We start from the raw sequence: 23,030 nt of genomic DNA, 5'->3' as shown, positions 1-23,030 counted from the left end.
CGGCAACGTGGTGGCAGTCAGCAGCAAGGGCGAATACTCCTTCAGCAAGCCCAACCGGCCCGGCATCCGCCTGCTCGAAGGCCTCGGCGTCGAGGGCGACGTGCACTCCGGCGTCACCGTCAAGCACCGCTCCCGGGTCGCCCAGGACCCGACGGCGCCGAACCTCCGCCAGGTCCACCTGATCCACGCCGAGCTCTTCGACGAGGTGGCCGAGGCCGGATTCACCGTCGCCCCGGGCGACTTGGGCGAAAACGTCACCACCCGCGGCCTCGACCTGCTCGGCCTCCCGGTCGGCGCCCTGCTGCACCTCGGCCCCGAAGCGGTGGTCGAAGTCACCGGCCTGCGCAACCCCTGCGCGCAGATCGACAACTTCCAGCACGGCCTGCTCAAGCAGGTGGTCTTCCGCAACGACAACGGCGACCTGGTCCGCAAGGCGGGCATCATGGGCATCGTCCGCACCGGCGGCCCGATCCACCCCGGCGACACCATCACCGTCACCCTGCCGGACGGCCCGCACCGCCCGCTCGACCGCGTCTGACCGCCCCGGCGCCCGGGCCGGGGAAGGCGGTTCGGTCAGAACCGGCCGGTGCCGAGCTCCAGGTCGAACGGGGCGGGCAGCCGGACGGCGCTGCCGAAGGGGTGGGGGGCCGTCGACTTCCCGCCCGCTTCTCCACCGAAAGCGACTCACCGTGCCGAACCGGCGGGCCGTTCACCATTTCGGGGCTGCGGCCCCCGGGCTGTCGGGGGCCTCGTGTCAGTCGTCGATCCGGACCAGGGCGAGGGTGATGTTGTCCGGGCCGCCGGCGCGGATTGCGGCGCGCCAGAGCTCGACGACGGCGTGCTGGTCGTCCTCGCCCGCGTCGCCGTCGGCGATCAGGGTCGTCCACTGCTCCGGCGGGACGGGGTCGCTCAGGCCGTCGGTGCACAGCAGGTAGCGGGCGCCGCGGCGGAGGGGCAGGCGGGTGACGTGCGGGTGGAGGGCGTCGCGGGGGGTGGCGCCGCCGAGGACGCTGGTGACCAGGTGGGTGGTGCGCTGCCCCTCGGCGAGCGGCGGGCTGTCGTCGGTGCTGAGCAACTTCGGTTCGGTGTCGGTGAGTTCGTAGACGCGACTGTCGCCGACGTTGAACACGAGCACGGATTCGGTGGTCAGCGCCAGCCCTGCCACCGTGGTGCTCATGCCGGTCAGCGCGGGGTCGGCGTCGGCCGCGTCGTGCAGGGTCGCGTGGCCGGCCTGAAGCGCGTCCCGAACGGCCTGTTCATCGGTCAACTCCGTGCCGGTCGAGGCGAGGTGGCCGGCGATCAGCGAGGAGGCCAGGTCGCCGCCCGGGTGGCCGCCCAGCCCGTCGGCGACCGCCACCGTCAGAGCGGTGTCGCCGAGCGGGAAGTAGAAGGTCTGCGGGCTGTCGGTGGCCGTCGCACAGAGCGTCCACGGCCCGACCGCCACACTGTCCTCGTTGTGCTGACGCACCACTCCCGTGTGACTGAGCACGCTCACCGCGATGATCGGCACGACCATCCACCTCTCTCCGAACTCTCCCGCTCGCGCGATCCGTTGCGCGGCCGTGACGTCAAGCCAAGCACATCCGACCTGGTGCTCCCTGCCGAGGGGGCCCGGGCGCTGCCTCCGCTCCACTCGGGCGGAATTCACGGCCCGGGAATTCTCTTCGTCAAGGAAATCCGCTGGAACGCGCCCGGTCCGTCCTGGTGCGGGTACTGCGGCCACCAGGACTCCTTGTCTCTTGCACCGGCTCCCGACGGTCACCGTCAACGGCGGCGCCGGCCCGCGCGGCCCCCTCGTGGTCGTGCCGTCAGCCCTGCTCGGTGCTGCTGCCGCTGACGCTGCCGCTCCGTGACCAGCCGCGCCGCTCGCCCTCGTCGATCAGCCGCCGCCCGGCCTCCCACAGCGCCGCCGACGCGTCACCGATCACCGCCTTGCGGGCCCGGACGTCGTCCGCCGTCACCCCAGGGGTGCGCCAAGTGCCGCCGTGCGCCATCCAGTTGAGCAGCAGCGGCTGCAACCGGTCCATCGCCTTCGCGAACCGCGCCTCCGGTGTGCGGCGCTCCTCGAACTCGTCCCACAACTCCCGCATCCACCGGGCCTGGTCCTTCGGCAGCAGCCCGAACAACTCGTCCGCGGCCGCCGACTCCCGCTCCGCCTGATCAACGCCCGCCGCCGCGTCGTACAGCGGCGTGTCCCCCGCGTGGATCTCCACCAGGTCGTGCAGCAGGACGAGTTGAACGGTGCGCCCGACATGGATCGGCTCGTCCGCGTGCTCGGCGAGGAGGGTGACCATCATCGCCAGGTGCCAGGAGTGCTCGGCGTCGTTCTCGCGGCGCTCGGCCGCCACCAGGGGCGACTGCCGCAGGATCGTCTTGAGCCGGTCGATCTCCACCAGGAAGGTCAGTTGGGCACGCAGGCGATCGTCGATGCCGTCGGGGAAGGGCGTACTGTCCACCAGCAGGGGTCGGGGTGAGTCGCTCATGCGGCCCATCGTGCCACGACTCCAGGCATGCTTTTGACGCACCGTCAGCTCACTGCGTCCCCGAAGGAGTCCCGGCAGCGATCGACCGACCTGCGCGGCTCGCAGGCCGGTCGCCACGCACCGAGACTCGGCGGCACCCGGCGGGAACCCCAACCACCGGGCGCCACCGCGCAGTTCTAGCTGTCCTGCCAGATGGCGTCGGCGTCGCTGAAGCCACCGGAGACACCGGTGTCGTCGGCCCAGACCCCGAAGTCGGTGTGGTAGACGCCGTAGGGGGACACGACGGAGCTTTCCTCGGTCTCGCCGGCACCGTTCTGGTTCGCGGCGAACTGATCCTCGCTGAAGTGTGCGGCCACGCTGTCCTGGGCGGACGCGAATCCGGCACAGCCGAGGGCGAGCGGGGCGGCGAAGGCGGTGACGGCCAGGACACGCTTGAGAGCACGCATGAAGATCTCCTTCGAGAAGTTGGTCGATGGCGGGGCGCGGTGGTGGCCCTGCCGAGATCCAGACAGCCACGGGTTCCGGAGGCCCGCAAAAGGGGCCATGCCGCCGTGTGGTCCTCACGGGGCGTGATGGGCCCTGGTGCCCGCCCAGGCGGGGCAGATCGAAGGTTCACCCCTGGGTGGCCGCCGGGCGACGCAGAAGTGGTGCAGGTCGGGCGGGCGGTCGGTCTTCCTCGCGGCGGCGCGGTGGTCGCGCCCCGGGGCCCGCAGTACGCCCGGCCGGGACACACGACGGTGCCCGGCGGGTGGGGTTCCCGCCGGGCACCTGAAGGTGAAATGTCGAGGTCAGCCCTTAGAAGTCGGCACCGGACTCGGTGTGGGAGCCCTCGACGCCCTCGTCACCGGCGAAGACGCAGCTGACGCCGTGCTCGACGCCGTCGCCGTCGACCTCGGAGAACACGTGGGCCTCGCCGGCGCCCTCCTCGTTGGCGACGAACTGGTTCTGCGAGAAGTGGGCCTCCGGGCCTTCGTGGCCCTCGTGGCCCTCGTGGGCGGAGGCGAGTCCGGCGCAGCCGATCACGAGGGGGGCGGCGAGGGCGGTGACGGCCAGGACACGCTTGAGAGCACGCATGAGAATCTCCTCCGAGAGGTTGGGGCGGTGGCGGGGCGCGGTGGTGGCCCTGCCGAAATCCAGACAGCCACGGGTTCCGGAGGCCCGCAAAGGGAGCGTGCGGCCGTCCGGCCCTGACGGGACGTCGGCGACCCTTGCGGCGGCGAGGGAGGGGCGTCCCGAAGGTTCACCCCTGGGTGGTCGCCCGGGAAGCGCAGACGGGGTGGATTCGGCCGCACCCGGCAGACGACGTGACCCTCGATGCGATCGTACGGCTCGGTGGGCTTGTCTCCGACTGACTGCGCTGCTCACTGACGGTCCGTTGGGCCGGTAGGGTGCGGGCGGGGACGGGTGGAGCGAAGGGGCTGTGGGATGTCGGTGGTCGCGACGGCGGCGGGTGTGCTCGGGAAGCTGGTGGCGAAGCCGCTGACGGATGCGGCGATGCGGCAGGAGCGGGTGCTGCGGGCGTTGAAGGCCGTCAGGTTGGATCCGCGGAAGCCGCCGCAGGACTTCGACGGTATTTACGCCGTCACGCTGATCGAGTACTGCGCGGGTCGCGCGGAGTCGGTGCTCGCGGTGTTCCGCGACGAGTACGTGATCGGGTCGTTCCGCCGGTCGTTCGCGCTCCGGGATCTGGCGCGGGTGCGCCGCGAGGTCGCCGAGGCGGTCGAACGGAACGGGGAGACCGGGGAGTTCGGGCATCTGGCACACGGATTCGAGGAGCATGTGGACGGGTTCGCCGCCGCGTTCGAGCAGGTGGTGGACCGGACGCGGGCGCCGCACGAGGCGCGCTTGGAGGAGACCGTCAAGGCGCTGGTCAGCCAGGTGAGCCGGACGCGGGAGGAGGAGGAGGGCCGGCGGCTGCGGATCGAGCCCGGGCGGGCCGAACTCACGCCGGCGCAGCGGCTGGCGCGGGACGCCGAGGAGTGGTTCCGGGCGGTCGGGTACGAGATCCGGCAGCCGCAGTGGCCGGTCGGGGAGGACGCGATCGCGCTGCTGGTGGATATTCCGCGGCGCCGGGGACGCTTCGACCGGACGGTGATGCTGTGCGTGGCGGGCGAGTTGGGGCCGCACCATCTCAACACGCTGGCCGGGCTTGCCGATTCGGCCGATGCGGCGGAGGGCTGGGGCATCGCGCGGCTGCGGGTGAGCGCGGCGGCCCGGGCCAGGGCGGCCGCGAGCGAGGACCGGCTGTTCTGCTACTCGTTCGACGAACTGATCGACGAGGAGGCCGACTTCGAGCCGTACCTGGCCTGGGTGGAGGAGGAGGTGCGGCGGCGCGGCATCGACACCCGCTACGTGCCGCAGTCCTGCGAGAAGAGCGAGATCGACCCGGCCACCGGGCAGCCGATCGCCACCAGTCGGTACCACTGGCAGGACGGCGGCCTGGACGACTACGTGGCCCGCTGGTTGGACGAGCCGGCCAAGCAACACCTGTCCGTGCTGGGCGAGTTCGGCATGGGCAAGTCCTGGTTCGCGCTGCATCTGGCGCACACCATGGTGCTGGCCTGGCGGGACGCCAAGCGGCGCGGTGTGCCCCGGCCCCGGCTGCCGCTGCTGATACCGCTGCGCGACTACGTCAAGCAGACCACCGTGCAGGGACTGTTGGCGGAGTTCTTCTTCGACAAGCACAAGGTGAATCTGCGCAGCGCCGAGGTGGTCCGGGTGCTCAACCGGATGGGCCGGCTGCTGCTGATCTTCGACGGCTTCGACGAGATGGCGGCGCGCGCCGACCGCAACACCGTGGTGGCGAACTTCTGGTCGCTGGCCTCGGCGGTGGACCAGGGCGCGAAGGTGCTGCTGAGCAGCCGCAAGGAGCATTTCCGGGACGACCGGGAGGCCCGCGACCTGTTCGGCGCGAAGATCACCGCGGCCGGGCACGGCGCGACGGCGGACGGCCCGATCTTCGAGATCGTCCAGCTCGTCGAGTTCGAGGACGAGCAGATCGAGCGGATGCTCCGGCACCGGCTGAAGCAGGACAAGGTCCGCGAGGTCATGCGGCATCCCACCGTTCGGGAGCTGATGCGGCGCCCGCTGATGTCCGAGCTGGTGATCGACGCGCTGCCGGAGATCGAGCAGGGCGCGGAGATCGACCTCGCCCGGATCTACCTGTACGCGGTGCGGCGGAAGATGGACCGCGACATCCACGCCGAGCGGACCTTCACCTCCCGCGCCGACAAGCTGTACTTCCTCTGCGAGGTCGCCTGGGAAATGCTCTCCACCGATCGGCTGACCCTCAACTACCGTGATTTTCCCGGGAGGTTGCGTTCGTTCTTCGGCCCGGTGGTGCAGCGTGACGCGGACCTGGACTTCTGGGAGCAGGACATGCGCAACCAGGGCATGCTGGTGCGCAACGCGGAGGGCGACTACGGGCCCTCGCACAAGTCGCTGCTGGAGTTCCTGGTCGCGCTGAAGCTCGCGGGTGAACTCGGCCTGCTCACGGGCGACTTCCTGGACGCCGTGCGGGTCCCCGGCGCGGCGGCGGGCGACGGCTCCCGGTCCTGGTCCGCGCACTTCGCGGCGCGCGGCGCGGACGGGAGCCTGCCCGGTCTGACCGCGTTCGCGCCCGAGCCGGCGGAAGCGCTGGCCGGAACCTTCGGCGAGCTGGGGCCGGACGACGCGGTGTTCGAGTTCCTGGCCACCATGGTCCGCGAACACCCGGACCATCGCGCCCGGCTGCTGGAACTGGCGCAGGTGAGCAGTTCGGGCAGGCCGCTGCTGAACTGCCTGCGCCTGCTCGCCGAGGCCGACGGCCATCTGGAGAACGCTCCACTGGCCGGGCTCGACCTGTCCGGTTTCGGGATCTGGATGACCTACCGGAAGCTTTCGCTGTCGCGCGCGGATCTGCGCGGTGCGGACCTCACGGCGGCGGAGCTGAGGGGTGCCGACCTCTCCGGGGCCGATCTCACGGGCGCGCAGCTGTCTCGGTCGATCCTCCGGAGCGCCGAGGGCTGGCAGTGCCTGCTCACCTCGGGCGGGGGTCTCGTGGCCTGGAGGCGCGACCGGGCCTTGCACTGGCCCGGTGGCCTCCCGGTCGGGCCTCCCCTGCGGTTCGGTCTCGATGATGCCCTGATCCTCCACGAGTGGACCGAGTCGGTCTGGTGGACCTCCGACTTCGAGGCCGGTCGGCTGGTCGACACCCGGGCGGGCCGGCCCACCAGCAGCACCGTGCTCGACGGGTCGATGCTGCTGCCCGTCCGCTGGCGTGGCCGACGGCTGCTGCTTGAGCCGACGGAGGGTTCCTTCCGCGATCCGCGGACCGGCCAGGAGATCGAACGCTGGACTCCTCCTGCCGACGGTGCCCGGCACTGGGTGCTTCTCGGCGGAAACTTCCGGGCGAGCGTGATCGCCGTCAACGGCGACCGGATGTCCTACCTCGTGCCCGACAGTGACGCGGCGGACGGCTGGCGGACCGTCGCGGTGCTGGACCACGGCGGCGACCGCTTCAGTCAGGTGGGGTCCGGCGACAGCGCGTTGATCGTTCCCGGCGGGCGTCCGGTCATGGCGATCGACGCCATTGCCCAGCAGGCACTCGTCCGACCCGAGGGCCTGCCGCTGCGCATCGACGGGGACACCGGCCTCGAAGGATTCGTGTTCCGGGCCGGAATCGGGCTGGCCGTACTCGCCCAACTCGGGCGAATCACGGCATGGTCGATGACGGCGGAGGCGGGCGATCCGGTGTGGGAGCGCACCATCGGCTGGCCGGTCAACGGGATCTGGGCCGACCCGGCCGGCGAGCGGCTCGCCGTCGTGACCACCATGGGCGAGCTGTGGCTGCTCGACTTCCGCACCGGCGAGGTGCTGGCCCGGGCCCCGCTCACCGAGCGCCTGCGCGGCACCCGGTTCTCCCGGGACTGCGGGTTCGACGACGAGACCCTCGCGACGGTCGTCCGTCTCGGCGGGATCGTCGTCGACTGACCAACACCCCGTCTACTCCTGAAACTTCGCCAACTCCGCCCGCCCCCGCACCCCGTACTGGCGGAACAGGCGGGTCAGGTTCGCCTCGACGGCCTTCACCGACAGGTGCAGCGTCGCCGCGATCTCCCGGTTCGTCGCCCCGGTCCGGATCAGCGCGAGGATCTGCTGCTGTGTCGGCGTCGGGTCGGCCTCCAGTGCGTCCAAGGACGCCAGGGCCGTCTCGACGTACCGGAGCCAGGGCAGGCAGCCGGCTGCCGCGTAGCGGGCGTGGGCGTCCTGGAGGGCGGTACGGGCGGCGGCGCGGCGGCGAGCGCGGCGTTCGAGGGTGCCCAGGGCCAGCTGGGCGCGGGCGAGTTCGAGGGGGTAGGGGTGGGCGGCGGGGAGGAGGGCGCGCAGGGTGTCGGCGGCACGGCGGGGGTCGGTGAGGGCGGTGAGGTGGGCTTCGGCGCGGTGCAGGCCGAGCAGGACGACTTCGCGGCCGAGGCGGGTGGCGCGGTCGCGGGCGTCGGCGAGGGTGGCGGCGGCGTCGGCGGGGCGGCCGGAGAGGGCGAGTGCCTCGGCGAGGTCGGCGTCCACCAGGAACAGGCTGGGGTCGGTGAACTGCATCCGGCGGAGCAGGAGTTGGCAGCGGGTGAGGTGCTGGACGGCGGACGGGAGGTGGCCGAGCAGCAGTGAGGCGCGGCCGCGCAGTCCGTGGGCGTAGGCGAGCCATTCGTGGTCCTGGTCGTCCTCGGCGGCGCGGATGGCGGAGTCGAGGAGGCGGGCGGCGCGGTCGGCGGTGCCGCCGTTGAGTTCGGCGGCACCACCGAGGACGCGGGCGGGGCCGGGGGTGGGTTCGATGCGTTCGCGCAGGTCGTGGGCGGCGCGGCCGGCGGCGTAGGCCTCGGTGCAGCGGCCGGCGCGTTCCAGGACGGAGGCGGCGATGTGGAGGACGGTGGCGAGGTCCTCGGTGCGGCCGGCGGCCTCCGTTTCGGTGCGCAGGGTTTCGACCTCGGCGAGAGCGCGGGTGGTGTCGCCGCTGCGCAGGGCGGCGACGGCGAGGCCTTCGCGGCAGCGGACGGCGGCGGCGGTGGGGGGTCGGCCGGCGGCGAGGCGGCAGCCGCGTTCGAGCAGGGCGAGGCCGTGGGCGGGGTCGGTGAGCAGGGTGATGGGGGCGCGCAGGGCGAGGAGTTCGACGAGCAGGTCGGGGTGGTCGGCCTGGTCGGCGTGCTTCTCGGCGATTTCGAGTTCGGCGAGTCCTTCCGCCCGGTCGCCGCGGTGCAGGGCGCGGACGGCGCGTTCCTGGTGGACGGCGGCGGTGAGGGCGGGGTGGCCTCGGGTGTCGTCGGCGGCGGCGGTGAGCAGGGCTTCGGCGCCGGGGTGGTCGGGGCCGAGCAGGCGGGTGAGCAGCAGCCGGGCGTGGACGCGCAGGTCGGCGGCGGGGGCGCCGAGCAGGGCTTCGGCGCAGGCGCGGGCGAGGTCGGGCAGGCCGGCGGCGGCCGCGTTGCGGGCGGCGGCGAGCAGGCGGCGTCCGGCGGTGTCGGGGTCGGGGGTGTGGTGGGCGGCGTGGCGCAGGAGTTCGGCGGCGGTGCCGGGGGCGCCGCGGGTGAGGGCGGTGTCGGCGGCGCGGGTGAGGCGGGAGGCGAGGTGCGGTTCGGGGTGTTCGGCGGCGAGGGCCTGGTGGCGGACCTGTTCGACGGCGTCGGCGGTGAGTGCGGCAAGCAGGCGGTGCGCGTCGCGCAGGGCGGCGGGGTTGGCGTCGGCGAGGACCACTTCGGCGATCAGCGGGTGGCTGAACTGCGGTGTGCCGGTCCGGGTTTGGCGGAGGATGCCGTGGCGCAGAGCGGCGGCGAGGGGTTCGGTGACGGTGGCGGGCAGGCCGGTGCCGGTGCGGGCGGCGGCGAGCACGGTGAGGGCGGCGCGGGCGTTGGCGGGGAGTTCGGTGAGGCGGGCGGAGACCAGGGCGCGCAGCCGGTGCGGGACGTCGAGCGGGCGGGCGGGGTCGGTGGCGAGCGCGGCGTCGCTGCCGCCGGCGGCCAGTGAGCGTCCCAACTCCAGGGCGTAGTACGGGTTTCCGCCGCTGACGGCGTGAACGCGGCCGAGTGTGAGGCCGCTGAGGCGCAGGCCGAGCCGTTCGCGCAGCAGGGCGCCGGTGCCGCGTTCGCCGAGCGGGCCGACGGGGAGGTCACGGGCGGTGGGCGGGCAGAGGGCGCCCATGGTGGGGGCGGCGTCGGCGTGTTCGGTGCGTTCGGTGACGGCGAAGCGGACCCGGCGGTCGGCGAGGCGGCGGGCGGCGAAGGCGATGACCTGGCGGCTGGCTTCGTCGAGCCACTGGGTGTCGTCGAGCAGGACGAGCACGGGGCGGCGCCCGGCGAGTCGGCGCAGGGTCTCCAGGACGGCGACCCGGACGGCCAACGGGTCGGTGGCGGCGCCGGGTTGGGGGGCGCGGTGGAGCAGCGCGCATTCGAGGGCCTGGCGCAGGTGGCCGGGGAGTTCCTCGGCGAGCGCGGGGAGGGTCTCGCCGAGCAGGTCGATCAGGGCGAGGTGCGGCAGGTCGGCCTCGGCGGCGGTGGGGCTGCTGCGCAGGACCGACTCCCCTGCCGCGTCGGCCTGTTGGGCGAGTGCGTCGAGCAGTGCGGTCTTGCCGATGCCGGCCGGGCCGTGGAGCAGGACGCCGCCGGTGGCGTCGAGGGTGGCACGGATGTCGGCGAGCAGGTGCGCACGGTCGACGAGTGCGGGCTCGGCCGGACCTGCCATGGTGGTGGCTGGTCCGGCCGGGCCGGGGCGAAAGCCGGTCATGGCGGTCAGTGTGCCGCCTTCGCCCGGGTCGCGCGAGGGTGTCACATGAACACGACACTGTCGCGACTTGGCGTTAAGTCCCCTTTAAGACTGCCCGGTTGGTGTCCGCCGGGACGGACCGCGGGTTGGCCGGTCAGCCGATGCTGACGTCGTCGAGCAGGAAGGTGGTCGCCAGGTGGGCGTCCTCCTGGCCGGCGAACTGCAGATTGACGCTCTGGCCGCGACAGGCGCCGAGGTCGACGGTCTTCTGCACGTATCCGGCGCCGGCGTTGGCGTTGGAGTAGGTGGCCAGGGTGGCGCCGTTGACGGTGACCTTCAGGGTGTCGTAGGGCGTGGTGCCGGTCTCCTGGGTGGTGACCTTGAGCCAGAAGGTGAGCTTGGGGCTGCCGGTGGCGGGCACCGCGATGCTGTTCTGGGCGAGGGTCTCGCCGGCGGCGGAGCCGTAGCCCATCATCCACGCGTACCACGAACCGCCCTGCGGGGTCCGCTGGTTGGAGTTGGTGATGTCGTTGGCGCTCTGCGTCCAGCCGGTGGCACCCTGCTCGAAGTCGTCGTTGGTGAGGGCGTTTCCGGGGTTCGGGTTGCCGGTGGGCGAGCCGGACGGGGACGGGCTGGGGCTGCCGTTGCCCGGGTCGGGCAGAGCGGTGCCGAGCGAGACGGCGGCCCACGCCTTCGAAATGCGGTACCGCTCCTGGGAGTTGGCGCCGTACGCTAGATCCGCCGCAGGCCCCAGCGACATGCCCTCGCCAACCCCACAAGGGCCACGCAAGGGTGATCCCTGCCCTTCCGGGGGGGGCGACCCCTGAGGTGCTGTCAGGGTGTGCTCGGGTTGTCGAGTTCAGCGCGGCGGCTCAGTTCGGTGTCCAGGCGGCCGAGGGTACGTGGCGATCCGTCAGGGCATCGCGGCGCGCCGTCCCGACGGGCTCTCAAGTGACCGCGTACTTTGGCTCGTTCTGATGCTGCGTGTACCATCTACTTCCCTGGATACTGCTGGCCATGAACGGACCAGCAGCTCCGCGGTTCCTCGCCGCTCTCGCCGCTTTTGCGGCCGGCGCCTCCCTGCTCGTGAACCTCCAGGTAACCCCCGCGGCCGCGGAAGTCATCTGCGGCACCTACTCGGTCGATGGCGCCATCTGGACCGAGTACACCCAGACGCCCGGCGTACGGGAGGCCCTCGGGTGTCCCAGAAGTGACGAACTCGGCCTGCCCGACGGGGTCGGCCGGCGGCAGGTGTTCGACAAGGGCTCGATCTACTGGAGCCCGCGCACCGGGGCACACGCCGTGTGGGGTCTGATCGGCGAGGAGTGGGCGCAGCACGGGTGGGAGAGCGGCTACCTGGGGTACCCGCTCACCGACGAGTTGCGGAACCCCGACGGGGTCGGCGTCCGCCAGGAGTTCCAGGGCGCCACCGTCTACTGGTCGCCCAGCACCGGGGCGCACGCGGTGCACGGCAACATCGGCTGGTGGTGGGGGCAGTACGGGTACGAGCGCGGGACGTACGGCTACCCCACGAGCGACGAGTACGGCGCCGGGCACGTCGGCGGAAACGTCGAGGACAACAACGGGGTGCGCCAGGACTTCCAGTCCGGCAAGTACCTGTTGTGGAGCGCCGGCCAGGCCGACGCCTTCGAGTCCTGCCAGTCCGCGTGCATCGGCTACGGCGGCATCACCAACACCAAGTGGGTGCAGAAGACCGAGGTCTACATCAACTGGAACGACAGCCGCTTCACCTCCGTCCACGTCACTCCGACGTCCGCCGCGTTCAAGACCGTCCTGGGGCACGACGACGCCGCCAGTGACGTGAAGGACGACTGGCGGCAGGTGTGGTCCAACACGCAGATGTTCCCGGGTGCCACGCCGGCCGCGCAGAACTCGACGTATCAACAGCTGATGTGCCACGCGGAGTTCTCCTACCCGAACACCAGCGGGGGGCATCTCGGCGGTCCGACCTGGGACCTGGAGACCTGGCGCCCGGTACTCACCGGGAACGGTGACACGATCCTCAAGAAGATGCTCTCCTCCGGGTGCAACTGGGACACCGACGGATAGTTCCTGCCGCCGCCGCGCGGACAGTTCGGTGTCGGCCGGGGCTGCCGGGACGCTCAGGACATGGACGGAGGTCCGGTTCGGGAAGACGTGGTTCCGTTTCTGAGGTAGCGTCAGGGCCCGGTCGGGATCCGGACGCCCGGTGCCGGTGGGGGGAACCCTTCGGACGTGTGGCGGCTGTTGGTCCGGCCGACCGTCGCCCCGCTCCCCCGGGCGGGGCGGTAGCCGACAGGAACGGAGCCGCACCCATGCAGAGCGGAGCAACCCGCACCAGATCCGGTAGAGCGCCCCGGCCCGTCCAGGTGGCGCTGGCCGTGGGGGTGGCCGCGGTGGTGACCACGGGCCTCACCGTGGTCGGCCCGGAGGGCGAGGCCGCCGCCTCCCGGCGTCACGGCGCGGCCTCGGCGCCGCCGCCCACCGCCGGGTCCATATCGAACTCCCCATCCGCGGCGGCGAGTTCGGCCGCCCCGTCCGCGACCTATCTTCCGTCCGCACCCGGCTCTTCCTCGGCCGCGCCGACAGCGACCGGCACTGCCACCGCCACCACCCAGGCCGCGCCCAAGCCCTCGCCGAGCGCCGCCGCGACCACTGCCACGACCATCGCGCCCGCCACGCGGCCGGACCTCACCGACCCGAAGTGGAAGGAGTACGCGCAGGAATTGGTCTCCAGCGCCGAGAACTCCACCCTCGACTGGCGCTCCCAGTACCCGTACATCGAGGACATCGGCGACGGCAACGGCTACACCGCCGGGATCATCGGCTTCTGCTCCGGCACCGGCGACCTGGCGGACGTGATCCGGCGCTACACCACCCTGAAGCCCGACAACGTGCTGGCCAAGTACCTGCCGGCGCTGGCGCTGCTCGACGGCAGCCCCTCGCACCAGGGCCTCGACCCGACCTTCGTCGGCGACTGGCAGCGCGCCGCGTCGGACCCGCTGCTCCAGCAGGCCCAGAACGAGGAACGCGACCGGCAGTACTTCACCCCGGCGGTGGGACAGGCCAGGACGGACGGGCTGCACGCGCTCGGCCAGTTCGCCTACTACGACGCGCTGGTGGTGCACGGCCCGCAGGGCTTCGCCGCCATCCGCACCACCGCACTGGGCAAGGCGAGGACTCCGGCCAAGGGCGGCGACGAGACCGCCTACCTGGACGCCTTCCTGGACGCCCGCAAGGCGTACATGCTGTCCGGCAACCCGAACCGCGACACCTCCAGGATCGACACCGAGCAGCGGGTCTTCCTGCGCGCCGGCAACCTCGACCTCCAGCCCCCGCTGACCTGGCAGGTGTACGGCGACAGTTACACCATCCCGGCCTGACGCACCACCGCTCCACCGGCACGGAGTGCGGGCGGCGGGAAGCCCGCCGAGGGCGGCGCGCCGGGCCGGCCTCCTGGGCGTGACCATCGGCAGCTCCCAACAGTTGGGAAGTCTTCCCTGCCGCCGCTGGAAGCCGGAGCGCCGGCCGGAGGCGGTCAAGACGCTTCGTCGCTTACCTGACGCACCGTCAGTCTGATTGTCGGGGCCCGGCCTACCGCGTCTTGACCACCACGCCGACCGCGAAGGCGATCTGGTCGGCTGTCAGGTCGGCGCGGGCGGTCAGGCGCAGCCGGGGCACGCCGTCGGGGACGGACGGGGGGCGGAAGCAGCCGACCGCGAGTCCTTCGTCGCGGCACGCGGCGGCCCAGCGCACCGCGTGCTCCGGGTCGTCGGCCCGGACCGACACCACCGCGCCGTCGGGTGCGGTGGTGTCGAGGCCGAACCCGGCGAGGCGGGTGGAGAGTTCGCGGGCCACCCGGAGCGCGTCGGCCGCCCGGCCGGGTTCGGCGCGCAGCAGGCGCAGCGCGCCGAGCGCGGCGCCGACGGCGGCCGGGTTGAGGCCGGTGTCGAAGATGAAGGTGCGGGCGGCGGAGATCAGGTGGCGGATCACCCGTTCGGGGCCGAGCACCACGCCGCCCTGGGAGGCGAGCGACTTGGAGAGCGTGGCGGTGGAGAGCACGTCGGGCTGGCCGGCGATGCCGAAGGCGGCGCCCGCTCCGGCGCCGCCGGGGCCGAGCACGCCGAGGCCGTGCGCGTCGTCGAGGACCAGTGCGGCGCCGAACTCGCGGGCGGCGGCCAGGTGCTGGGCGAGCGGCGCGGCGTTGCCGTCCACCGAGAACACCGAGTCGGTGACCACCAGGGCGCGTGGCTGCGTACGGGCGGCGAGCGCCTCGCGGACGGACTGCGGGTCGCAGTGGGCGGTCCGGGCGACCTGGCCCCGGGCGAGGCGGCAACCGTCGATCAGCGAGGCGTGGTTGTGGGCGTCGGAGACGATCAGGGTGTCCGGGCCGGCGAGTGCGGTGAGCACGGCCAGGTTGGCGGTGTAACCGGAGGAGAACACCAGGGCCGCCTCGTAGCCGCAGAACTCGGCGAGTTCCCGCTCCAGTTCGGTGTGCGCGGCGGTGGTGCCGGTGACCAGGCGGGAGCCGGTGGAGCCGCCGCCCCAGCGCAGTGCGGCCTCGGCGGCCGCGCCGGTGACCGCCGGGTGCCTGGTCAGTCCCAGGTAGTCGTTGGACGCGAGGTCGAGCACCTCGTCCTCGGCGGCCCGGCTGCGCAGCCGCCTGGTCAGCCCGGCGGCCTCCCGTTCGGCGGCCGCCGCGTCCACCCAGTCGAACACCGTCTCCGGGCGCGCGCCCCGCGTCCCCGTCCTGACCTGCGACTCTTCCATGTCCGGCACTCTGTCACCCTGCCCCGGCCGGGGGCAACGGCCGCCGCCCCGATGTGCGCCTTCGCACACACCGGGGTGCCGGCCGCCGCCCCGGGCGCCTTGGCGGCTGGTCAGTTGCGGTAGCGGAACAGGATCCGTCCCCTGGTCAGGTCGTACGGGCTGAGCTCGACCAGGACGCGGTCGAACGGGAGGATCTTGATGTAGTTCTTGCGGATCTTTCCGCTGATGTGGGCGAGCACCTGGTGGCCGTTCTGGAGTTCCACCTTGAAGGTGGCGTTGCGCAGGCACTCCAGTACGGTGCCCTCGATTTCCAGGCCTTTGGCGATACGCGGCAAGACAGCTCGTTTCTCGAGTCGGTGAAGCGAAGTGTGGTGGTGCTTGGTGGCGGTGTCAGTGCGGGCGTCGCACCAGCTCGGCGAGCTGGCCCGTGCGCCGGGCGCCGAAGTGTTCGAACAGGGTGGTGGCAGGGGTGTTGGCCTGGTCGATCTCCGTCCAGGCGGTGTCGATTCCGGCCTCGTGCAGCGTGTCGAGCGCATGCCCGAGCAGCACCCGTCCGATCCCCCGCCGCCGGTACTCGGCACGCACGGCGAGCAGCCCGATCCGGGCGCGCCTGCCCCGCGATACCACCCGGATCAACCCGCCGTACTGGCCGTCCACCACGGCGACGGCGTACAGCGACGGATCCACCAGGGTGTCCCCTGCCGGGCCGGACCTGAGCTCGGCGGGCATGGTGTGCCAGCCGACGGTGGCCTCGACCTGCGCCCGGATCTCCCGATCGAGCTCGCGCAGTAGCCGCTCATCGGCCGTGCCGGCGGGCAGGATTGCCACGCCCTCCGGAGCCTGGCCGCTGGTCTCCGTGCGGGTGGGCAGGAGGTACTCCCACTCACGCCGCTCAACGGCGAACCCGGCCTTCCCCCAACGGGCCGCCAGTTCGGCGTCCTCGCCACCGACCAGCGTGTGCAGCACGGCATTCGGCAGCTCGCCCAGCATCGCCTCGGCGAGCGGGTTGAACGCCTCGTCCTGCCACACGTCGATGCTGACGAAGAGCCGTCCGTCCGGCCGCTCGCAGACATCACCGCGGCCGACGATCTGCTCGTCCGCCACCGCCTGCCACTGGGCCTCGTCGACCCGGGAAATCATCACAGTGTTCATGGCTGTCGCCTTTCGGAAGTACCTGCACAGCAGGGCGCTCCCGACAGCGGCTCGATCAGCCGCACACCGTGAGGAAAAGGGGGAGCACCCACCTTGGTCCAGCTCTCATGGGTGTTCACCTCCTCGCGTCCTGTCACGGTGCTCCGTACGGTAGCAACCACCCCCGCGGCACCGCCAACGATTTAATTTTCCGGTCGCCACAAGGGGATTGGGCAGACTCCCCCGGGTCCGCCGACAGGCCGTCCGCCGAGCGGGCGCACCGGTGGACACCGGAGGCCGCGCGCGGTGGCCGAGGCCGGGCGGTTCGGCTCCGCGTTCGAGTGGCGGCATGGTGCTGCCCAGTCCGCCCGCCGACCGTCGGCGGACCTGTTGGCGCTGGGCGTCCGTGCCCGGGTCGTCGGCGCATCCTCGGCTCCCGGCAACGCTCCGCTTCCTCGGCCGGAAAGTCGGGATCGGGACCGCGGGAGTCCTGGCCCTGCGGGGATGAGCGCGGACTCCCGTCCCCGGAAGCCTCCACAACATCCGCCGATGGCCGGCCGCAGGTGCTGTCGGGGGCGCGTGGCAGGCTTGGCGGGTCGGCGGAGCGGGGAAGGTCCGGAGCGAATGGGAGGGGGCCGGTGATGTGGCGTCGGTTGAAGTCGTTGGCACCGGGGTTGGCGGTGTGGTGGCTGTGGATGCCACTGCTCGCCGCGCTGGTGTGGGTGGTCAAGCATGCGGTGTTCGGCGGGTTCGGGCAGCAGGACCAGAGCTATGTGCTGTTGCTGAAGCGGCAGCTCTTCCCGCACGGCGGGCCGGTCGATGCCGCGCCGCTGTTCTGGTTCTGGCTCGCGGTGGGCTTGTGCGGCACGGCGTGGGCGGTGGTGGGCGCTGTGGGCTTGGACGGTTGGCGGGCGCGTCTCGCCGTCTCGGTGGTGCTGCTGGCGCTGGTCGGTTCGCTGGTGCGGGCCGGCACCGGCGTGTGGGACAACGACAAGGACGCGGGCCGGTTCTACGCGGCGGCGACGGTGCTGGACGTACCGGCGGGCGGCGCGGCCGCGCCCCGTTCGGTGCTGCCGGTGACGCAGCACTCCCGGCCCGGTGACGGCACCCGGTGCGACCTGGTGGGCACGGCGGACGTGCCGGCCTGCGTGAAGACCGCGTCGATGCCGGACTTCGACTTCGAGGCGCGCACCGCCTCGTACGCGGCGGCGACCAAGGCGCTCACGGACAGCGCCGGTCTCTCCTCGGGCGTCCATCTGATGAACCACAGCCTGCACTACCTGCCCGGCGCGGCAAGTGGCGGCGGCGCGTGGACGGCGGTGCTGGACGGTTCGGGCGAGCAGCCGATGGAGGGCGTCGCGGTCTGGGACGGCAAGTCCAACTCGGTGGCCAGCTGCGCGTTCCGCGGCGACCACGCGTTCGACCGGGCGTTCGGCGGGACGGGCGCGGTCAGTCTGCGCAACCTGCTCGCCGAGAAGTTCCCCGGCCTGGTCTACAGCGACCAGGACATCTGGGGCTACTGCGACGGCCCCGACCCGCGCACTGCCCAGCCGGTGGTGGTGATCTCGGTGGCCCGGCAACTCGCCTGGAAGCAGCGCACGGTGGTGGCCCCGGCCGGGGTGCTGGTGCTGCGCGGATCGTCCGACGGGAAGCCGGACGTGACGTACCGGGCGCAGGTCGAACCGGGCGAGCTGCCGGGGGCGGTGTACCCGGCGTCGGTGGTGCGCTCGCAGATCCACGAGGTGCAGTGGCTGGGCGGTCGCGGCGCGAAGGACGACCAGGGCTTCGGCTTCGCGCACACCTCGGCGGGCACCAACGCCACCAACCCCGGTGAGTTCCTGCTCCGTTCGAAGGCGGACGGCCACCTGTACTACGTGACGCCGCTCGTCCCCCGGGAGAGCTCCTCCCAGCTGGTGGTGGCCTTCGCCGTCCTGCAGGCGGACCGGGCCGGTGGCGGCCTCAACGACCTGCACGTGTACGTCCGCAGCGACGACGCCCCCGCGGTGAACCTGGACGTGCTGGCCAGCCGGATGGTCTCCTACATGGCGCAGCAGACCGCGATCACCATCAGCGCGGGCCAGGGCGGCGCCCTCCAGGAGATCATCCCGTTCGGCCGCGACATGTGGCGCGGCTTCGTCGACTTCAACGGCCAGACCCAGGACTACATCGACCTCTCCGGCGACGCCACCGTCACCCCCAACCTGGTCTCCCTGACCGGCCCGATCACCGCCCCGGGCGGCCAACCCCAACCCCAGCCCCCAGGCCAGCCGACCGGCCAACCGTCGGGCCAACCCACGGCCAACTGCGGCGGCGACCCGAGCCAGCTGACCAACACCCAACTCGCCGCCTGCATCGCCGAGTTGTCGAAGGCCCTCCAGGGCCGGGTGAAGGACTAGCCACCCGCCCGGCCGCTACTCGCCGGCCGCGCCCTGTTCGTAGGCCGTCATGGTGCGGACGAACAGGGCGCGTTCGGCGGGGGTGAGCGGGGCGAACGCGGCGTGCCAGGCGGCGGCGCCGTTGGCGAGCCAGTGTTCGATGGCGGTGCGGGTGGTGGGGTCGGAGGTGAGGGAGACGATGGTGCGGCGGCGGTCCTCGGGGTCGGGGCGGCGTTCCAGGACGCCCTGACGGGTGAGGTCGCCGACCATCAGGCTGGCCGTGGTGGGCGCGACTTCGAGCCGTGCGGCCAGCGTCCCGACCGGCATCGGGCCGTCGTAGACCAGGTAGGAGAGCAACGACAGGTGCCGGGGGGCGAGTTGGAAGCCCGCCAGCGCCTCGGGGACGGCGATCCGTTTGACCCGGGCGGCGACCCGGGGCATCAGCAGCAGCATGGCCCGGACGGCGTCCGGCGCGGTGAGGCCGTCGTCCGGCTCCGGCCGGGGACGGGATGCGTGGGCCATCCAGCCTCCTTGCGCTGTCCGGTTCCTGGCCGCCGGGCCTCACCGTACCGGACGAGTCGGTCAGCGCGGCGGGTGCGGGGCGGACGGCGGCAGCAGGTGGGTCTCCTCGTAGGCGAAGTGGGCTTCCAGGCCGTCGGTGAGCCGGTCGAGTTCGGTGCGCAGCTCGGCGGCATCGGTGCCCGGGGCCGCCAGCCGTTCCTCGAAGCGGGTGAGCGCTTCGGCGACGGTGCGGTGTTCGGCGCGCAGCCGGGCGAGGGCGGGGATCAGCTGGGGGTACTGCCGCTCGAAGGCGGTGAAGGCGCCGTCCTCGCGGGTGTGGTGCATGCCGAGGCCGTAACAGAACTCCAGGCAGTGCTGGCGCAGTTGGGCGGCGAGGTCGGGTCCGGGGACGGGTCCGGCGTCGTCCAGCCGGGTGCGCAGGTCGGCGAGCTGGCGGCGCAGGTCCTCGTGGTGGAGCCGGAGTTGGCCGACCACGGCGGCGGCGGTCGCGGGGTTGTCGGTGAGATCGAGCGGGTGCAGCGCGAGGACCGGGATGGTGCGGTCGGTGCGCTCCGCGTAGGCGGCGAACGACGGTACGCGGCGGGCCTGTTCGGCGTACTGGCGGTCGCGTTCGGCGGGGTCGAGTTCGGCGGGGCGGACCGAGAGGGTGGTCAATCCACCTTCGCCGTCGGGGAGTTCGATGATGCCGCCGCCGGCGGCGAGCAGGTTGCGGTACCACTGGGGGTGTTCGGCGGCGCCCCCGTTGGAGCCGAACACCAGGTAGCGGCCGCCGTCCCGGTGGTAGGCGAGCGGCGTGGTGCGGGGCCGGCCGGTGCGTCGGCCGGCGGTGGTGAGCAACAGGATCGCGGGGAAGCCCTCGGCCCGTCCGCCGCCCGCCCGGAATTCCCTGATGACCCGCTGGTTGACGTTCTCTTCCATGGCTGAGCCTCTCCCCCGCTCCCAGATTATGTTTGCAAGCAAAGACAATCTAGGCAGACCGCCGACACCCGGTCAACATCCCGCCGGAAGCAGCGACTTGAAACTCCATCAGTAGTCGTAGACCGTCACGGCCGTACCCCGCACGGTCAGGCGCGCGGTCACCAGCGGCTCGATGCGCTCCCAGCGTCCGCCCGCCAGCCCGCACCCGATCCGCGGCATGTGGACGGAGGCGCCGAGGCGGCGGGCGTGGCCGCCGAGGGTGGCGAGGGCGGTGTCGATGGCCTCGTAGCGGACGGGGACGCCGGTGGAGCGGCCGGTCCTGATGCCGCGCTGGCCGACCATGTTCGCCACCCACAGGTACGACTCGACCTGCACCAACTGCACCGCACCGAGCCCGAAGTCGTTGCCGGACCGCTCCCGGTGCCAGCGCCGGTACGCGGCCTCGGGTTCGGGCCACCGGCGCGACAGCGCGAGCACGAAGCCCTTGCCCCACCCGCCGAGGTCGTTGCAGACGTGCGCGATGATCCGCGCGCCCTTGCCCTGCGGCGCGGAGGCGTCCCCGCGCAGATAACTGATCGACTGTTCCATCCGGGCATCCTCGCAGCCGCCCCGGACAGTGCTCAGTGCGCGTGCTCGGCGCCCGTGTAGCTCCGCGGCACCGTGCTCTCCGTCCCGGGGGCGACGGTCACGAACTGCCCCATCATTCCGGCGTCCTCGTGGCGCAGGATGTGGCAGTGGTACATGTACGGCTCGACGGGGTCGCTGAACGGGCCGAACCGGACGGCCAGGCGGACGGTGGTGTGGGCGGGGGTGAAGACGGTGTCCTTGTGGCCGCCGGTGGGGGCGCCTTCGTCGTCCAGGACCTGGAAGGCGACTTCGTGGATGTGGAAGTTGTGGGAGGTGCCGGTGCTGTTCTCGACCTCCCAGATCTCGACGGCTCCGGAGGGGACGACCTCGTCGATCCGTTTCATGTCCATCGGGCGGCCGTTGATGCTGTCGCGTCCGCTGAGCGTGAAGTGACGGACCGTCGCGCCGGCGGGCGGGACGATCGGGTCGGGCGCGGGGAGGGTGGCGGGGAGGTCGGGTGCGGAGCGCAGCTGCTCGGCGGCGACGAAGCGGATCAGGTCGAGGTCGCCCATGGCGATGTCGAGGCCGGTGTCGAGGCTGCGCAGCACGACGTTGTCGCCGGGGCTGAACTCGACCACGATCTCGGCGCGTTCGCCGGGGGTGAGGGCGAGCGTGTCGGTGGCGAGGGGTGCGGGCAGCAGCCCGCCGTCGGTGGCGACGAGGTGGAAGCTGCGGTGGTCGGCGAACGCCAGTTGGTACATGCGGGCGTTGGAGGCGTTGAGCAGGCGCAGCCGCAGGCGGGTGGTGGTGACGTCGAAACGCGGGTTGTAGGTGCCGTTGACCAGGATGCGGTCGCCGAGGATGCCGAAGGGGCCTTTGAGCGGGTCGCCGTCGATCCGGCCGTGGTCGTCGAGGTTCTTGTCCTGGAGGATCAGCGGAATGTCGTCGGTGCCGTAGCCGCTGGGCAGTTGGACCTCGTGGTCGTCGTCGATCAGGAACATTCCGGCCAGGCCCCGGTAGACGTGCTTGGCGGTGGCTCCGTGCGGATGGGGGTGGTACCAGGTGGTGGCGGCGGGCTGGTCGATGGTCCAGCTGGGGGTCCAGCGGGCGCCGGCGGCGATCAGCTGGTGCGGGCCGCCGTCCATCCTGGCGGGCAGGCGCATGCCGTGCCAGTGGACGGTGCTGGCTTCGGGGAGGGCGTTGCGGACGGACATCGCGACGCGGTCGCCGCGGCTGGCCCGCAGGGTGGGGCCGAGGTAGGCGCCGTTGAAGCCCCAGGTGGTGGTGGGTTTGCCGGGCAGCAGTTCGGACTGCCCGGCGAACATGATCAGCTCGAAGCGGCGGACCCGGTCGGCGTCCGGGTCGGGGTGCAGCAGCGGCGGGATCCGCAGGGGGGTGGACAGGTCGAGCGGCGGGGGCGGGAGGTGGTGCCCGGCGCCGGATCCGCAGCCGGCGGCGAGGCCGGCCGTCCCGGTGGCGCAGGAGAGCGCGGCGAGGGCGAGGAAGGTGCGCCGGTTCAACGGGTCAGCGCCGGGATGACGTGCTCGCCGTAGGCGTCGATGGTGGCTTCGCGGGCGTCGTGCATCGCGTAGATGGCGAACTGGTCGGCGCCCGCCTCCCGCAGGACGTGCAGTTTCTCGATGTGTGCCTCGGCGGGCCCGAGCAGGCAGAACCGGTCGACGATGGCGTCGGGGACGAAGTCGGTGGAGGGGTTTCCGGCGCGGCCGTGGTGGCTGTAGTCGTAGCCGTGCCGGCCCTTGATGTAGGCGGTGAGTTCCTCGGGGACGAGCTCGGAGTGTTCGCCGTAGCGGGCGACCAGGTCGGCGACGTGGTTGCCGACCATGCCGCCGAACCAGCGGCACTGTTCGCGCGCGTGGTCGAGGTCGTCGCCGATGTAGGCGGGCGCGGCGACGCAGACGGTGATCGCGGCGGGGTCGCGGCCGGCCTGTTCGGCGGCCTGGCGGACGGCCTTGACCATCCATTCGGTGAGGTAGGGGTCGGCGAGTTGGAGGATGAAGCCGTCCGCCTTCTGTCCGGCCAGGGCGAGCGCCTTGGGCCCGTAGGCGGCCATCCACACGGGCAGGCGGCCGCCCTTGATCCAGGGGATGCGGATCGGGGTGCCGTCGACGACCGCCTCGCGGCCCTCGGCGAGCTCGCGAATGGCGTCGATGGCCGCCCCGAGCCGGGCGAGCGTGTTGGGCCGCCGGCCGGCCACCCGCATCGCGGAGTCACCGCGGCCGATGCCGCAGACGGTGCGGTTGCCGTACATGTCGTTGAGGGTGGCGAAGGTGGAGGCGGTGACCTCCCAGCTGCGGGTGCCGGGGTTGGTGACCATCGGGCCGACGTGCAGCCGCTCGGTGTGTTCGAGGATCCGGCTGTGGATCACGAACGGTTCCTGCCACAGCACGGCGGAGTCGAAGGTCCAGCCGTAGCGGAAGCCGTTGCGTTCGGCGCGGCGCATCAGGTCGACGACCTTGGAGGCCGGCGGGTCGGTCTGCAGGACGAGTCCGAAGTCCACTGCGGAAAATCCCCACTT

At 72.4% G+C, this 23,030-nt stretch carries 19 protein-coding genes; 5 read left to right on the top strand and 14 right to left on the bottom strand.

Annotated features, from left to right (window positions below; genetic code table 11):
* The first annotated feature begins 7 nt into the window (after positions 1-7).
* Complete coding sequence (locus ACZ6R9_RS23935; RefSeq protein ID WP_465540344.1) at positions 8-538, top strand: MOSC domain-containing protein; 531 nt, start codon at positions 8-10, stop codon at positions 536-538.
* 216 nt (positions 539-754) lie between these two features.
* Here ACZ6R9_RS23935 and ACZ6R9_RS23930 read toward each other — a convergent pair whose 3' ends face one another.
* From ACZ6R9_RS23930 to ACZ6R9_RS23915, 4 genes are all read right to left on the bottom strand, one after another.
* A complete protein-coding gene (locus tag ACZ6R9_RS23930) occupies positions 755-1,516 on the bottom strand; it encodes a PP2C family protein-serine/threonine phosphatase (protein WP_465540234.1) in 762 nt (253 codons plus the stop codon).
* Between the two features lie 292 nt (positions 1,517-1,808).
* A complete protein-coding gene (locus ACZ6R9_RS23925; RefSeq protein WP_465540232.1) occupies positions 1,809-2,483 on the bottom strand; it encodes an HD domain-containing protein in 675 nt (224 codons plus the stop codon).
* A 176-nt stretch (positions 2,484-2,659) separates the two neighbouring features.
* A complete protein-coding gene (locus tag ACZ6R9_RS23920) occupies positions 2,660-2,929 on the bottom strand; it encodes a hypothetical protein (RefSeq protein WP_380478749.1) in 270 nt (89 codons plus the stop codon).
* Positions 2,930-3,278: 349 nt separating this feature from the next.
* Positions 3,279-3,557: a hypothetical protein gene (locus tag ACZ6R9_RS23915; RefSeq protein WP_380478751.1), complete on the bottom strand. Its 279-nt coding sequence runs from the start codon at positions 3,555-3,557 to the stop codon at positions 3,279-3,281.
* Between the two features lie 351 nt (positions 3,558-3,908).
* On the opposite strand from ACZ6R9_RS23915, the gene ACZ6R9_RS23910 reads away from it, so the two are divergent.
* Positions 3,909-7,454 (top strand): NACHT domain-containing protein, encoded by a 3,546-nt coding sequence (locus ACZ6R9_RS23910; protein ID WP_465540230.1) that lies wholly within the window; start codon positions 3,909-3,911, stop codon positions 7,452-7,454.
* A gap of 12 nt (positions 7,455-7,466) precedes the next feature.
* On the opposite strand, the gene ACZ6R9_RS23905 is transcribed toward ACZ6R9_RS23910, so the two are convergent.
* On the bottom strand, positions 7,467-10,232 hold the full coding sequence (locus ACZ6R9_RS23905; protein WP_465540229.1) for a helix-turn-helix transcriptional regulator: 2,766 nt from the start codon (positions 10,230-10,232) through the stop codon (positions 7,467-7,469).
* 133 nt (positions 10,233-10,365) lie between these two features.
* The gene (locus ACZ6R9_RS23900; RefSeq protein WP_465540227.1) at positions 10,366-10,971 is read right to left on the bottom strand and encodes a hypothetical protein; all 606 of its coding nucleotides are present in this window, start codon (positions 10,969-10,971) and stop codon (positions 10,366-10,368) included.
* Positions 10,972-11,228: 257 nt separating this feature from the next.
* Between ACZ6R9_RS23900 and ACZ6R9_RS23895 the strand changes: the two genes are divergently transcribed.
* Both ACZ6R9_RS23895 and ACZ6R9_RS23890 read left to right on the top strand, forming a co-directional pair.
* Positions 11,229-12,281 carry a DUF2599 domain-containing protein gene (locus ACZ6R9_RS23895; protein ID WP_465540225.1) on the top strand — a complete coding sequence of 351 codons (1,053 nt, stop codon included), beginning with the start codon at positions 11,229-11,231 and terminating at the stop codon, positions 12,279-12,281.
* A 425-nt stretch (positions 12,282-12,706) separates the two neighbouring features.
* Entirely contained in the window at positions 12,707-13,594 is an 888-nt protein-coding gene (locus tag ACZ6R9_RS23890) for a chitosanase (protein WP_465540342.1), read from the top strand.
* 211 nt (positions 13,595-13,805) lie between these two features.
* Here ACZ6R9_RS23890 and ACZ6R9_RS23885 read toward each other — a convergent pair whose 3' ends face one another.
* From ACZ6R9_RS23885 to ACZ6R9_RS23875, 3 genes are all read right to left on the bottom strand, one after another.
* Entirely contained in the window at positions 13,806-14,981 is a 1,176-nt protein-coding gene (locus ACZ6R9_RS23885; RefSeq protein ID WP_380478765.1) for an 8-amino-7-oxononanoate synthase, read from the bottom strand.
* A 110-nt stretch (positions 14,982-15,091) separates the two neighbouring features.
* Positions 15,092-15,316, bottom strand: a complete 225-nt coding sequence (infA, locus tag ACZ6R9_RS23880; RefSeq protein ID WP_380478767.1) for a translation initiation factor IF-1 — start codon at positions 15,314-15,316, stop codon at positions 15,092-15,094.
* Between the two features lie 55 nt (positions 15,317-15,371).
* Positions 15,372-16,133 (bottom strand): GNAT family N-acetyltransferase, encoded by a 762-nt coding sequence (locus ACZ6R9_RS23875; RefSeq protein ID WP_465540223.1) that lies wholly within the window; start codon positions 16,131-16,133, stop codon positions 15,372-15,374.
* 620 nt (positions 16,134-16,753) lie between these two features.
* Between ACZ6R9_RS23875 and ACZ6R9_RS23870 the strand changes: the two genes are divergently transcribed.
* Positions 16,754-18,508, top strand: coding sequence for a hypothetical protein (locus tag ACZ6R9_RS23870; protein WP_465540221.1), 1,755 nt, complete (start codon positions 16,754-16,756; stop codon positions 18,506-18,508).
* 15 nt (positions 18,509-18,523) lie between these two features.
* Here ACZ6R9_RS23870 and ACZ6R9_RS23865 read toward each other — a convergent pair whose 3' ends face one another.
* From ACZ6R9_RS23865 to ACZ6R9_RS23845, 5 genes are all read right to left on the bottom strand, one after another.
* Entirely contained in the window at positions 18,524-19,009 is a 486-nt protein-coding gene (locus ACZ6R9_RS23865; protein WP_465540219.1) for a MarR family transcriptional regulator, read from the bottom strand.
* 60 nt (positions 19,010-19,069) lie between these two features.
* Complete coding sequence (locus ACZ6R9_RS23860; RefSeq protein ID WP_465540218.1) at positions 19,070-19,927, bottom strand: nitroreductase/quinone reductase family protein; 858 nt, start codon at positions 19,925-19,927, stop codon at positions 19,070-19,072.
* Between the two features lie 108 nt (positions 19,928-20,035).
* The gene (locus ACZ6R9_RS23855) at positions 20,036-20,515 is read right to left on the bottom strand and encodes a macro domain-containing protein (RefSeq protein WP_465540216.1); all 480 of its coding nucleotides are present in this window, start codon (positions 20,513-20,515) and stop codon (positions 20,036-20,038) included.
* A 32-nt stretch (positions 20,516-20,547) separates the two neighbouring features.
* The gene (locus ACZ6R9_RS23850) at positions 20,548-22,014 is read right to left on the bottom strand and encodes a multicopper oxidase family protein (RefSeq protein ID WP_465540214.1); all 1,467 of its coding nucleotides are present in this window, start codon (positions 22,012-22,014) and stop codon (positions 20,548-20,550) included.
* Entirely contained in the window at positions 22,011-23,012 is a 1,002-nt protein-coding gene (locus tag ACZ6R9_RS23845) for a TIGR03842 family LLM class F420-dependent oxidoreductase (protein ID WP_465540212.1), read from the bottom strand. The genes ACZ6R9_RS23850 and ACZ6R9_RS23845 overlap by 4 nt, the downstream gene beginning before the upstream one ends.
* Between the last annotated feature and the right edge of the window lie 18 nt (positions 23,013-23,030).

The organism is Kitasatospora sp. NPDC048662 (genome assembly GCF_055587065.1).
Note: the sequence above shows the minus strand (reverse complement) of the source record. Positions and strands in the feature narration are given on the sequence as shown.